Source organism: Microvirga lotononidis (assembly GCF_034627025.1).
GTDB lineage: Bacteria > Pseudomonadota > Alphaproteobacteria > Rhizobiales > Beijerinckiaceae > Microvirga > Microvirga lotononidis.
The window spans coordinates 4873914-4886285 of sequence record NZ_CP141048.1 but is presented as its reverse complement, the minus strand read 5'-3'; the positions used below and the strand labels follow the sequence as shown (position 1 = coordinate 4886285).

Here is a 12372-nt window from a genome sequence, read left to right as displayed (position 1 = left end):
GTCCGGTGCTCTGGAGCTTTGGTGGATCAAGAGGACTGGCATGGCTTTGATCTTCATCACCGGCAGCACGGATGGGCTCGGCCGCGCGGCGGCGCAGGCCCTGATCGAGCAGGGGCACCGGGTCGTTCTCCACGCACGCTCGCAGCAACGTGCCTCCGCGCTGGCAGACCTCGCACCGCGCACGGCCGGTATCGTTGTCGGCGACCTCCAGAGTGCCGTCGAGACCCGTGCGATCGCGGACCAGGTCAATGCCATTGGCCGGATGGATGCGGTCATCCACAATGCCGGCATCTACACTGTGCCGAGCCGGTCACCGACCCCTGAAGGGCACGCAAGCATTCTGGCCGTCAACACGCTCGCGCCGTACATGCTGACGGCCTTGATCGAACGCCCCCGCCGTTTGATCTATTTGAGCAGCAGCATGCATAGCGGCGGCACCGGACCGTTGCATGACATCGATTGGACCGAGCGACGCTGGGATACAACGCGCGCCTACTCGGAAAGCAAGCTCTACGTCGCGACACTGGCTCTTGCCGCCGCGCGCCATTGGCCGGACGTCCTGAGCCATGCGGTCGATCCGGGCTGGGTGCCGACCCGCATGGGCGGTCCCGGCGCTCCGGACGATCTCGAGGAGGGGCACCGCACCCAGACCTGGCTCGCCACGAGCGATGACCCTGCGGCCATCGTCAGCGGTGGCTATTGGCATCACCACAAGCGGCAGCCGCCAGCCGCACAAGCGACCGACCCTGCGTTCCAGGACGAGCTCATGGCCAAACTCGCCGATCTGACCGGCGTATCGCTGTTCTGAAGGAGGCTGACGCAAGGTGCTGGAACCGATGCACCCTCGACCTTGTGATGCAGCCCCACCATGCCGCCTCGATGGTGAGCCCGGCATCCATCCTTGGGCTGCCCATCATCGGCAGGGACATCCCAGGCATCATTCCATCCAATAACTCTCTCTTTACCCCCATGAGCGACAGTCCCGGATGGCAGCAGCTCCCCTGCTTTTGCCTCAATGGATTTGCAAGCACTCATGCGTAACTCATTCAAGCCTAATGATTTTCTTCCGAGCGCGATTCAGCATGACGGTCGGGATTCGGCAGCGGCCTCGGAGGTTGCAAGGACGGAGGGCACACAGGTCGAGGCCAGCATTCAGTTCGCCTGGCAGGCGCCGTGGTCGTCGGTTGGAGAGGCCCAGCCCGGGTGGTGGCCGGCCTTTGAGCTGTCCAAGGACGTGAGGGCAACGCGCACACCTGACCGCTTCATCAAGAAGCAGATCGAGACGAACGTTGTCAACCTGATTGCCGATGCGGGAATTGAGGTTGCCCGTGCGGCGCGTGAAGAGGACCAGGCGGCCCAGGATACGATCCATAGCCGCATCGAGCGGCTTCGCGCCGCCATAGAGGCGAGGTCGACCGACGCCCATGTTTTCGAGGTGAAGCTCGATCCCCGACCTGTGGAAATCGTGCCTGCAAACGAACAGCCGGAAGACGAGGCGAGTCATTTCTCCCACTTCCCCGTCGTGGACGATATTGCGCTGGTCGAGGACGAGGATCCTGTCCTGGAGGACTTAAACGCGACCGTTGGCCAGGAGACGGTCATCGAAGCGGGCGCCGAAGAGAGCACTGAACAATTGATCGTTGAGACAGAGCCGTCCGATTCCGCCGAACTGCTCCTGCCCGTTCCGGTCTCCCTCATGCCTGCGGTCTTCTCAGGTTTCGCTTTCCAGTCGAGCCTTTATCAGGTGGCCGTCGCACCTGGATCATTCCTGATCCATGACGATCCGGCGGAAACCGGGAGTTTCGACGCGGGAGCGCTTGCCGAGGACGTGTACGACACGAACGAGTTCGAGTGGCCTGCCGCGCCTGAGGGGAGCGGTCTTCCGCCATTGGAACCGGAAGAGCTTCCTGCGCCGGACGTTGCTGCGTCCGGCGCAGGAAGCACAGTTACGCACGATGCGGCCGATGGGGTCGATCTGGGGTACTTGGCCCTGTTCGGCGACGAATTCGCACCTGCCGAAACGGCGAGCGAGCCGCCTGTTGCCGCAGAGTGCCAGGAAGACCCCACTGAGCCGGTCGTCGGCGTGATGATGGAGGACGTCCCATCGGAGATGTCGGGCCCGGTAGCGAAGGTGATCGAGTTCCCGCTGGCCGAGCGGACGGTTCAGGAACGGAGAAAGAGCGTCGGCTATGAGCTTCCGTCCATCGAATTGCTCGCGCCGCCGCCGCAGCGTGAGGGTGAGGTTCTCACCGAGGATATCCTCGAGGAGCGGGCCGGCCGGGTGGAAAAGGTCATCCGTGACTTCGGGGTGAAAGGCGAGGTCATCCACGTTCATCCCGGGCCCGTGGTCACGTTGTACGAGCTTGAGCCTGCGCCAGGGGTTAAGTCCTCGCGGGTCATCGCGCTCTCGGAGGATATCGCCCGTTCCATGAGCGCCGTCTCGGCGCGCGTCGCGGTCATCCCCGGGCGAAATGCCATCGGTATCGAACTTCCGAACGCGACCCGGGAGACGGTCTACCTCCGGGAGATGCTGGAAGCGGCAGATTTCCAGGGATCGGTTCAGAAGCTTCCGATCTGCCTGGGCAAGACCATCGGCGGCGAGCCGGTGATCGCCGACCTCGCCCGCATGCCGCACCTGCTGGTGGCCGGCACCACCGGCTCGGGCAAGTCGGTGGCGATCAACACCATGATCCTGTCCCTACTTTACCGCTTCACACCGGAGCAGTGCCGCCTGATCATGGTCGACCCGAAGATGCTCGAACTGTCCGTCTATGACGGCATTCCCCATCTGCTCACCCCGGTGGTCACCGACCCGAAGAAGGCGATCATCGCGTTGCGCTGGGCGGTGCGCGAGATGGAGGACCGCTACCGCAAGATGTCGAAGCTCGGCGTGCGCAACATCGACGGCTTCAACGCCCGCGTGGTCGAGGCCAAGGCCAGGGGCGAGGTGATTACCCGGACCATCGAGACAGGCTTTGATAAGGAAACGGGAAAGGCTGTCTACGAAGAGGTCACGATTGACCTGACGCCGATGCCCTACATCGTGGTGATCGTCGACGAGATGGCCGACCTGATGATGGTGGCGGGCAAGGAGATCGAGGGCGCGATCCAGCGCCTGGCCCAGATGGCGCGCGCCGCCGGCATCCACGTGATCCTGGCCACCCAGCGCCCGTCCGTGGACGTGATCACCGGCACGATCAAGGCGAACTTCCCGACCCGGATCTCGTTCCAGGTGACCTCGAAGATCGACAGCCGCACGATCCTGGGCGAGATGGGCGCCGAGCAGCTCTTGGGCCAGGGCGACATGCTGTACATGGCCGGCGGCGGGCGGATCACCCGCGTGCACGGGCCGTTCTGCTCGGATATCGAAGTCGAGAAAGTCGTCACGCACCTCAAGGGCCAGGGTGAGCCCGTCTATCTCGATGCCGTCACGGCCGATGACGAGGCACCTGAGGAACTGGAGGTTCCGGAGTTGCCCGTGGACGATGACGATGCCGGTTTCGCATCGGGGGATGCCTACGAGCAGGCGGTCGGCATCGTCCTCCGGCACAGAAAGGCGTCGACATCCTACATCCAGCGCCGGTTGCAGATCGGCTACAACCGAGCCGCTTCCATCATGGAACGGATGGAGAAGGAAGGGATCGTGGGCCCGGCCAACCATGCCGGCAAGCGGGAGATCCTGCGTGGGGAGTTCGAGGACTAAGGAAAGTGCACCTTGTTCTTATTACGCTCGCACGGATGTTTCGAAGGCACGCGCCGGTAGCTGCGAACGACGAGGAGAAGAGCGTTTCAAGGAAACCTGTCGTTGACAGGTTTCCAAGCCTCTCATTCTCTATGGTTGCTTTCGAACGTCCGTCCGGCGTGCCGGCGGGCCGCCCGCCATGATCCCATCCCTGAGAGGGTCGAAGCTGGTCAGGCGGCTATAGACGAGCGGTGTCCCATTCCCGCCCTGAACGGCTGTTCCGATGGGATCGAAGCCCGTGATCTCAATTCGCGTGTTGGCAGGTCCTTCCGTCTGAACGAGGTCGAACAGAATGCGGGCGTTGACCGGCGACAGCCGGACACAGCCGTGAGACGCCGGGGAGCCCAGCAGGCCCGTGGCGCGGCTGCCATGAATGGCGTGGCCGGCATCCGTGAAAAAGATCGAATGCGGCATGGGCGCGTCGTCCCATTCCCGGGAGTAATGCTCTCGCGCCAGACGCGAGGGCGTGAAAGCGCCTGTGGGAGTGGAATAGTCGGTCGTACCCGTCGAGACGGGCCAGGAATAGCGTTCGACGCCGTCGACCGACACGGTCATGCGCTGGGTCGTCTTGTTCACGGAAACGGAGACTTCCGCGCTCGCAGCGGCGCTGATCGTTCCGACGAGGAGGCACAGGGACGTGATCCATTCTCTCATACGGGCCATCTCCCTCGTTTGATCGCGCGCTATAGGAAAGCCGTCCCTAAGATGACGGCTGCAAACGGCTAAGGTTCCCGATCCTGCACCTTTTGTTGACCTTTAACAGGCCGGGGAGGGACGGCGAGAAAACACCTCCGTCGCTGTTGTGAATTGACAGGTCGACGGCAGCTCGGCTGAGTGGCGGATATGGGGGGTACAATGCGTCTTGTTCCGGTTGCCGGCGTCCATCTGGGCGAGGGCGTCGCGGCCTTCGGATTTCCTCTCACCAGCGTTCTGGCGAGTTCCGGCAACTTCACCCTCGGAAACGTGACGGCGCTTGCGGGGATTGGGGACGACACGCGCTTCCTTCAGATCTCGACGCCGGTCCAGCCCGGCAACAGCGGCGGACCGCTTTTGGACGAGAACGGCAACTTCGTCGGCGTGGTGACGTCGAAGCTCAACGCGCTCAAGACGGTCGTCGCCATCGGAGACCTGCCGCAGAACGTGAACTTTGCGATCAAGGCAGGAGTGCTTGCAACCTTCCTGGAGAGCGCCTGGGTCGAGTTCCAGACGACTTCGAGTTCCACGTGCCTCTCGCCGCCCGATCTCGCCGACGTCGCCAATCATCTGAGTGCATTCGTCCGGTGCGAGTAAGAGGATCCTAGGGCCTTCTCATAGACGCCGTCGAGGTCCAGCGCCATGCTTCGAAGGGAAACGGGCGCCACGCGGAGTTAGGGGACGGGGCGGAAGCGCTCGAAGGCCGTGATGCGTTGCGTGAAAGGCTCTACGTCCCTGCGGTAAATCTCCTGCCGCAGGAACTTCATTTCCGCCCCGTAGGCATCCTCGTCGATCTCGATGAACCAGGATTTCGGGCGGCCGTTCGTGCCGTCGTTCCATCGGTAGCCCCGCTTCTTGAGGGCATCCTTCATGTCGAAGGGGGCGCCTTCCGCCCAGATCCGCAGCAAGGCCTTCCGGGCCGAAGCCAGCAGATGGGACATCGCACAATGTGCATCGCCACGAAGCGGAGACGCCAGAACTTCCAGAAGGGCATAGCAGTCCTCGACCGCACGATGACCCTGATGGAACCACCCGCACTGAGACAGCAGGTAGCCGAGCTTCGAGCCTTCGAAGCCAAAATCCGACCAAGACACCTCCGCATGGGAGCAGGCCCAGGCCTTCAGCGAAAAGCTGTCAGCCAAGCGCTCACAGAAGGGCCTGTCGAAGCGGGCATTGTGCGCGATAACCAGGTGAGCGGGCTGGATGAACGCTTCGACGGCATCCAGGTCGATCGCATGCCCTTTCACCATCTCGGACGTGATCCCGGTCAGACGCGTGATTTCAGGGGTGATCGGCATGGTCGGCTCCCGCAAGGCGTTGTAGGTCCCGACAACATCGCCGATCCGACCGTCCTCGTGGTAGGAGAATGCCACCATGCCGATCTCGATGACTTCATCCCGCGTGTGATCCAGCCCTGTCGTCTCGGTGTCGACGATGACGGCGATCCTTTCGCCAGGGACAGCGACTCGCGCTGCGACTATGGGACGAGGCTGGAGGCGGCGCAGAACGCGGTACTGCCCACTTGCTTCCAAAGCATCGACTGCGGGCTCGAAATCGGCAGGATTCAGGCGGAAGGGCCGCTTCTGTCCCTGCTGCCGGACCGGGATGCGAGGGGCGGCGGACTTTCGGACGGGCGGGGCAGTCTCGACCACTCCGAGAAACAGATCGGCCTGTCCCTGCATTTGGCGCTACTCCTGTGGCGGTCGACGGTAGTTTTGGCTGAAGCTGCACACAATGGTGCAGAACCTGTCGCCGTCGGGTTAATGAGCGGAGTGAAAGTGCCGGCTTCGCCTTCAGCCCGACATCCTTAACCCCATCGGAACCCGACCTCCGAAAATTCGACTGGCCCCCGAGAGCAGACTGGCGGTCGCGAATCCAAGTCTGCGATGCTAAGCTGCTGATGCGGAAAGCTTTTCCACTTTCGGACGTTTGGGCTGGACGAGAAGCTCGCCGGGATCCGTGGGAAGCAGGAGCATGCCGGCGTCGTCGAGTGAGACACGCAATCGCGGAAAAACCTCCTTGATGTGTGCCAGGTCGCCCTTGAAGGCTTGCTTGAAGCTCCTGATGCTCGCGTTGTCTGAACCGAATTGCTGGTGAAGATTGTCCCAGGTCAGCTTCAGCGGCCGGTGCACCGTACGCAATCGGTATCCGAGCCAGAACAGCATATCGAGCTTTCGTGCCGAGCCTGAGAAGGCGCGCGCCGCCCGAATGTCCACCGGCAACGCATGCTGAATGAGGTTGTCGTAGAAGTCCGCGTGGAACTGAACGGTGTTCGACCAGAGCAGGCCCTGATCGGAGTTGCCGGTCAACCAGATATCAAGCTGCCGGAACGGCGGAACGTTCAGCGTGCTCGATCGCGAGGCTCCATCCCAGAGGCCGATCTGCATCGTACAGGCTGCAAGCCGGTTCAGTTGCTCCTTGAATTGCCTCAGGGTTCCGCGCTCGCCTCCCGTCACCGGGAAACCCATCTGCTTGATAAAACCGGAGAGACTGTCGGCGACCTCGATGCGGGCGCTGCGCTGACGGACCGCTTCCGTACAGAGGTGCAGCAGGACCAGACGAGCCTTCGGGCCATAGGGTAACCCCTGAACCTCCATCTGTCCGGTCTTCGGATTCTTCAAGCGCCCGGCCATGATGCTGAGCGTGTTCCGGCCATACTCGCGGAAGAACTCGCGCTCGCCCTTGGGCTCGCGATAGGGGAGACCGCATAATGCCAGAACGCTGTGGATGTGCTGGATATTCTCAGGGGTGCTCGGCGTTGTTTCGATCACTTCGCGCACGGCGTCGCGCCGTCTCTGGTCGCGGCTCATCGCGGCCCGCCGGGCCTCGGCCGCCGATTGCTTTGCCTGTTGCGCGTCGCGTTGTTCCTGTTTGTGGGCGATATGTTCGACGATGGTCTTGAACATGAAGTGGCCACGCGCCCGCTCGACCTCTGACAGAAGATCGGCATCATGGATCATGGCAAGATGTTCGTCAGCGCTCATACTGCCTCTTACTCGATGGGCATGGAGGTGGCTCGCGGACTCGCAACGCGTCGAAACCGGCGAAGGGTCCCGTCCGACCAGGAGTTATCCAGAGCTTTCGTCGTGCGGGAACAGGCGGCGTGCAAGCGGGGGCTTTCCAGGGGCCGATGTGTCGTCTCGCTTGCTCGCCTAGGAGCAGCCGAAGCGACGACACGCAGAGTTCAATACGCTCAGCCCGCTGGATGCAATCGAAACGATCCCACCCTCTCGATCAAAGGCGCGCAGAGTTCAATACGCGTCGATCCGGACGTCAGAGCAGCCGTGTTTCGGGCCGCTTTGGAACGAGGACTTCTGAACCATCGCAGAGTCCAATGCGGACTTCCTTGGAATTTCGTGTGGTTTTAGAGGGATCTAGCTCGGTCGCCCCGCTGAATCGGATACGTGCCTACGCAGATTCCTATGCAGGAGGCCGTTTTCAACGCGCTGAATCGAATGCACGGCTACGCAGAATTCGATACGCGTGCACGCAGACCTCTATGCGGCGAACCAAGCTAAGCTTTGGAAGTGCAAGGGTTTTTCCTCCCTGCATATACCCGACTCATATTCTTCCTGAATCTGAATCGATTCAAATACTTACTTATGGGACTGATGGACTTGAATTTTTGAAGGAGATTTTCCGCTTTCGATCGACGTTGGGCCGTCCACGGGCAACGAGGACATGACTCGTCGGCATGAAGAGGCGAATCGAACTCTTCGTAGATCCCTGAAGCGCCGGCTATCTCGGAAGCGACGGTGTCCGCCTGCGTCACCGAAGTTTCAGCCGAGGGACACATCCCATCCTGGCCAGGAATCGAGCCGCCTTTCGATCCCGGTGCTCACTCATGAATGCGCAACCCCGCGAGAGGCGAGTGGCGAATCCGGATCTCTTCGGCGGTTCCAGTACGGATGTTTGCAATCCGTTAACCATGGTTGCAGATCATCCCTGAACCATAAGACCGGTTCACGGCCGAATGTCTGGGGCGGAGTAACGATAGGGAGCTCAATGAGTATCGAGGGAAATCTGGATCAACAGGAGCCGCGCCCGCGGCTTGGCTCGGATGCATGGGAGCAGATCGGGGCGCACCTCCAAGCCGTCTTCGCGGAGATCGAGGGGCAGCCGATCCCAGATGAGCAGATCGACCTGCTGCTCGCGCTGCGGCGTGTCGAGCGCGAGCGCAGGCGTGAGGCCTGAGCGGAACGGTGGCTGCGGTTTGCCGTTGTCGAACGCAACGGTCACCAGGAGCGATCAGCCCCATGCCTCGCGAAGTCACGGACCCGGACGGCATCACATGGACCTGTATTCAGGCCTTCTCAGGCCTGGGTACCGATGCCGAGAAGACCGAGGCGGCTCGGGTCGATGGAACGGCTGACATCTACCAGGTGGTTTGCACGCCTTCGGGCAGCGCGCAATCGGTGCGCGTCGAACTGCCCGGCGATTGGGAGCGGACCATGTCCGAGGAGAAATTGCTCGATATGATCCGTGCCCAGTTGAAACAGGCTTCCCGACCGACCGGCAAAGCGGACCCCGCCTCCCCATGACGGCTCCGATCCTCGTGGCGTCCGGTCGAACAGGAGGGGCGGAGGCGGTATCGTCCTTCTGCCCTGCCATTCTCCTGTAAAGGAACTGCCAGACGGACCCCGCCATGGCCTCCGTCGGGAGTTCGGCTTCGACCCGAGGTCCTGATTTCGAGCCACCTGGACCATGCGCAGGCTGCTCCAGGCTCCTGACCGTGCTCCGTGCGATCCGCCAGAGTGATCATAAACCTGCATCTGTCGGACAGGCCGACCGAACCGAACGGGCATGCTGACATTGTCATGATTGGGGACAATTTCTCCTCGTTTCGGTCGGGTGACGACCCAGCAGATGAAGGAACGACCATGGCTACGAACAAGAAGGGCGGATCGTCTCAACCCAGCAGGAGCCGGAAGTCGCCGGCGAAATCGGCGTCAAAGTCCGCCTCCCGATCAGCGTCCGCAAAGAAGACCGGCGCTTCCAAGCGTGCACAACCCAAGGCGATGGCCCACTCACGGTCCATGTCCAAGTCTCAAGCCCTTTCCACGAAATCCCAATCCTCTGCCGGAGCCCAGAGGAAGCCCCGTTCGACCTCTGGTGCTGCGAGGTCGCGATCTACGGCGCCGGCCAGAGCGACGGCCCGCTCGCAAGGTGGCATGCTGAACCCGATGGCATGGCTCTCTTCGCTCGAGACGACGCTCACCTCTCCACAGGCTCGCGCCGTGATGGCAGAGGCGCTCAGGGCGATTGCGACGGTGCTGGAGACACCCCGTGCGGAAGGGCCGTCACAGCAGGCAGGCGCAACGCAGGAAGGCCGAAGAGCCGTATCGGCTGCCGGAAGCCTGGGTGCCGAGATCGTTGCTGCTCCGCTTGAGGTCGCCGCGGCTGCCATCGGGGCCGCAGGAGATGTCCTGACGGGCGCCCTCGGCGGCTCGTCGGGCGAGAAGAGCGGCAGAGACAGCCGTAAGATCACTGGACGGTCTGGCGCCAAAAGGAAAGACGCCAATCATCAGTGACGAGCGCATCGTGCGGGACGCGAGACCCGCACGGATCCATGCATTCGCGACGATGGCCATCGGCTCCGGAAGACGTTCCTCTTTCGGGTTCGATGGTCTAAAGCACCGAACGCAAAAGTGGGAACCGGTTTTGCGTGGAAAGATGCTTCAAATCAGAAAGTTGGAGCATCGGACGTGAGTTCGATTTTACGTCCGATGCTCCAGCGTTCCGGCTCTCGTTCGATGGCCCGGGCGACTTTGACTGTACGTTCAATCTTCGCCCCAGGAAGACTCAGATGACATTCGCGAAACTGCTCAGTGCTGCCCTCTTTTCCGGAATGATTGCCGCCGGCCCTGCGATGGCTCAGGATCGAACGGTGAAGATCGCGGTGGAAGGGGCCTATGCGCCGTGGAACTTCACGGGCGCGGGCGGCAAGCTCGAGGGCTTCGAGATCGACCTCGCCAACGACCTCTGCGCCCGGATGAAGGTCAAATGCGAGATCGTCGCCCAGGATTGGGATGGCATGATCCCGGCTCTGAATGCGAGGAAGTTCGATGCCATCATGGATGCCATGACCATCACCGATGAGCGACGGAAAGCCATCGATTTCAGCGACCGCTACGCCGACTCCCCGAACGGTTTCCTCGTGGCGACCGGCTCGCCCCTCGCCAAGATGCCGGGCACGGGGCAATCCTACAATCTCTCCAGCCAGCCCGCGGAGGCGGAGAAGGCGATCGACGCGATCAAGCCATTGCTGAAAGGCAAGACTCTCGGCGTGCAGGTCTCGACCATCCAGTCCGCCTTCGCCGACAAGTACCTGAAGGATAGCGTGGACATTCGCGAGTATAAGACGGTCGAGCAGCACGATCTCGACCTCGCGTCTGGCCGCCTGGACGCCGTCTTCGCGGGCGCGACGCAGATCATGGGGACGCTCGAGAAGCCTGACTTCAAAACCGGCTATGCGCTTGTCGGTCCCTCCTTGACGGGCGGCGTGCTCGGCGGAGGCATCGGCATTGGCTTGCGTAAAGATGACGCCGAACTGAAGGCCAAGTTCAACGAAGCCATTCACTCGGCCATTCAGGATGGCACTGCCAAGACCCTGTCGATGAAGTGGTTCAAGGTCGACGTCACGCCGCAGGGCTAGCGGGCCTTCAGGGAGAGCTCAGGGCCTTCTCGCTGGCAAGAGCGGCATTGGTCTCTCCCGAGCGGTGCCGCAGCCACGCGCTTCTGTCCTGGCTTCACCATGTGACGTAATCAACCCGCCTGGGTCAGCGATTCCTTGGACATCCTGCGGGAGGCCAATAGCGCCAGAGCAGAAGCCCATGACGGGCTGTGGTAACAATGATGCGCGGCCCGATGGTTCGCCCGGTGCTCACAAAAGAAGAGCGCTTTACCTTTCTCAAGGAAGCGCTCTGAGTTCCGGACCGTAGGGGCCAATGGTCCGTCAGATCTTGATATGGAGATCACGCTCATCTGTCTGTCGGATAGGTTACAATTCTAGGAAAAACTTGCCTCATTATGAGATATTGCCCGATCCAGGGCTGAGGATTTGCAATTCTCTTACCTGAGATCTGCTCAAGGGAACGGAGTCGCGGCACCGCAGAGGCAAATCACCGTTAAAGAGCCGAGAACTGTTTGAAGAACTAAGCTCGGCCCATTTTGCTGCGTTTATGTCTTCTTGGCCTCTCTGGCCGCTGCAGCGGCCGCATCGTCGCGATGATCTTCGCCGCCGCTTGTAGGTCTCGGATCCCGATCAAGCCCCAGGCGCTGGTCTCCGGTTCTCGTCCTTCTGGTCTTGAGGATCCTGCTCGGCAACGTCAGTCGCAAAGATGTGTCGATCTCCAGGGAAACCTTGCGGCCTCTGGAGCGTCCGACGCTCGAAGGAGAGGAGAGTTCAAATGAACTGGATGTATGGATCCGCAATCGCCGGAAGTCTGATGATCGGCCTCGGGCCAGCCTCGGCGGAACCCGGCCCTCGTGACAGACCCTGCATGGTGGGAGAACAGCGGGTCAACGGCGAGTGCCGGCCGCTGTCGCAAGGCTCGGGCAATCGAGGAGACCAAGGCAACACGGGAAATCGGGGCGATGCCGGCCGATAGCGATGCCATTTGCTCGTGCACGGGTTCGCCGGCGAGCTACCTGACGCCGCTGGTGTGGGGAGGTCGTTTGAGAAGAGCGCGGTCGATCATCTGACATCCTCGCTGGCTCCGATGAGCGCGGCGGTCGCGCCTGATGACGTGTTAAAGAGGCTCCGGCCGGTGCCTTTCAGCCTGCTAATACCGGCCGCTACAGGCTCCCAAGGCCAAATAGAGAGCGATCGTCGCGCCAAAGACGATGAGTACGGCAACGATCGTCAGAGTAGGCCAGCCGATCCTCGTCTCGCGCGCAAGACGGGCATTCACTTCCTGTCGTTTCTCATCCAGCCT

General features: G+C 61.8%; 11 protein-coding genes. 6 read left to right on the top strand and 5 right to left on the bottom strand.

Going from position 1 to position 12372, the window contains the following annotated elements:
• Window positions 1–40: 40 nt before the first annotated feature.
• On the top strand, window positions 41–808 hold the full coding sequence (locus tag U0023_RS23005) for an SDR family NAD(P)-dependent oxidoreductase (protein WP_009764501.1): 768 nt from the start codon (window positions 41–43) through the stop codon (window positions 806–808).
• 225 nt (window positions 809–1033) lie between these two features.
• Window positions 1034–3703 (top strand): DNA translocase FtsK, encoded by a 2670-nt coding sequence (locus U0023_RS23000; RefSeq protein WP_009764502.1) that lies wholly within the window; start codon window positions 1034–1036, stop codon window positions 3701–3703.
• 129 nt (window positions 3704–3832) lie between these two features.
• On the opposite strand, the gene U0023_RS22995 is transcribed toward U0023_RS23000, so the two are convergent.
• Complete coding sequence (locus U0023_RS22995; protein WP_009764503.1) at window positions 3833–4396, bottom strand: L,D-transpeptidase; 564 nt, start codon at window positions 4394–4396, stop codon at window positions 3833–3835.
• A gap of 201 nt (window positions 4397–4597) precedes the next feature.
• Here U0023_RS22995 and U0023_RS22990 point away from each other — a divergent pair, with 201 nt between their 5' ends.
• Window positions 4598–5032, top strand: coding sequence for a S1 family peptidase (locus tag U0023_RS22990; RefSeq protein ID WP_040638780.1), 435 nt, complete (start codon window positions 4598–4600; stop codon window positions 5030–5032).
• A gap of 77 nt (window positions 5033–5109) precedes the next feature.
• Here the strand turns inward: U0023_RS22990 and U0023_RS22985 are convergent, their stop codons facing one another.
• The 3 genes from U0023_RS22985 to U0023_RS22975 form a co-directional block, all read right to left on the bottom strand.
• Window positions 5110–6117 carry a 3'-5' exonuclease gene (locus U0023_RS22985; protein WP_009764505.1) on the bottom strand — a complete coding sequence of 336 codons (1008 nt, stop codon included), beginning with the start codon at window positions 6115–6117 and terminating at the stop codon, window positions 5110–5112.
• A gap of 207 nt (window positions 6118–6324) precedes the next feature.
• A complete protein-coding gene (locus U0023_RS22980; protein ID WP_009764506.1) occupies window positions 6325–7419 on the bottom strand; it encodes a replication protein RepA in 1095 nt (364 codons plus the stop codon).
• A gap of 1018 nt (window positions 7420–8437) precedes the next feature.
• The gene (locus U0023_RS22975; RefSeq protein WP_040638781.1) at window positions 8438–8674 is read right to left on the bottom strand and encodes a hypothetical protein; all 237 of its coding nucleotides are present in this window, start codon (window positions 8672–8674) and stop codon (window positions 8438–8440) included.
• A gap of 17 nt (window positions 8675–8691) precedes the next feature.
• Here U0023_RS22975 and U0023_RS22970 point away from each other — a divergent pair, with 17 nt between their 5' ends.
• Window positions 8692–8976 (top strand): hypothetical protein, encoded by a 285-nt coding sequence (locus U0023_RS22970; RefSeq protein WP_009764509.1) that lies wholly within the window; start codon window positions 8692–8694, stop codon window positions 8974–8976.
• 368 nt (window positions 8977–9344) lie between these two features.
• Here the strand turns inward: U0023_RS22970 and U0023_RS22965 are convergent, their stop codons facing one another.
• Window positions 9345–9473, bottom strand: a complete 129-nt coding sequence (locus U0023_RS22965; protein ID WP_009764510.1) for a hypothetical protein — start codon at window positions 9471–9473, stop codon at window positions 9345–9347.
• Window positions 9474–9606: 133 nt separating this feature from the next.
• On the opposite strand from U0023_RS22965, the gene U0023_RS22960 reads away from it, so the two are divergent.
• On the top strand, window positions 9607–9966 hold the full coding sequence (locus U0023_RS22960) for a hypothetical protein (RefSeq protein WP_154661163.1): 360 nt from the start codon (window positions 9607–9609) through the stop codon (window positions 9964–9966).
• Between the two features lie 275 nt (window positions 9967–10241).
• The gene (locus tag U0023_RS22955; protein ID WP_009764512.1) at window positions 10242–11090 is read left to right on the top strand and encodes a lysine/arginine/ornithine ABC transporter substrate-binding protein; all 849 of its coding nucleotides are present in this window, start codon (window positions 10242–10244) and stop codon (window positions 11088–11090) included.
• Window positions 11091–12372: the final 1282 nt, after the last annotated feature.

Coding starts and splice junctions, on each gene's coding strand:
- U0023_RS22960 (WP_154661163.1), top strand. CDS start 9,607: ATGCTGAACCCGATGGCATGGCTCTCTTCGCTCGAGACGACGCTCACC.
- U0023_RS23005 (WP_009764501.1), top strand. CDS start 41: ATGGCTTTGATCTTCATCACCGGCAGCACGGATGGGCTCGGCCGCGCG.
- U0023_RS22980 (WP_009764506.1), bottom strand. CDS start 7,419: ATGAGCGCTGACGAACATCTTGCCATGATCCATGATGCCGATCTTCTG.
- U0023_RS22955 (WP_009764512.1), top strand. CDS start 10,242: ATGACATTCGCGAAACTGCTCAGTGCTGCCCTCTTTTCCGGAATGATT.
- U0023_RS22965 (WP_009764510.1), bottom strand. CDS start 9,473: ATGGACCGTGAGTGGGCCATCGCCTTGGGTTGTGCACGCTTGGAAGCG.
- U0023_RS22985 (WP_009764505.1), bottom strand. CDS start 6,117: ATGCAGGGACAGGCCGATCTGTTTCTCGGAGTGGTCGAGACTGCCCCG.
- U0023_RS23000 (WP_009764502.1), top strand. CDS start 1,034: ATGCGTAACTCATTCAAGCCTAATGATTTTCTTCCGAGCGCGATTCAG.
- U0023_RS22970 (WP_009764509.1), top strand. CDS start 8,692: ATGCCTCGCGAAGTCACGGACCCGGACGGCATCACATGGACCTGTATT.
- U0023_RS22990 (WP_040638780.1), top strand. CDS start 4,598: ATGCGTCTTGTTCCGGTTGCCGGCGTCCATCTGGGCGAGGGCGTCGCG.
- U0023_RS22995 (WP_009764503.1), bottom strand. CDS start 4,396: ATGAGAGAATGGATCACGTCCCTGTGCCTCCTCGTCGGAACGATCAGC.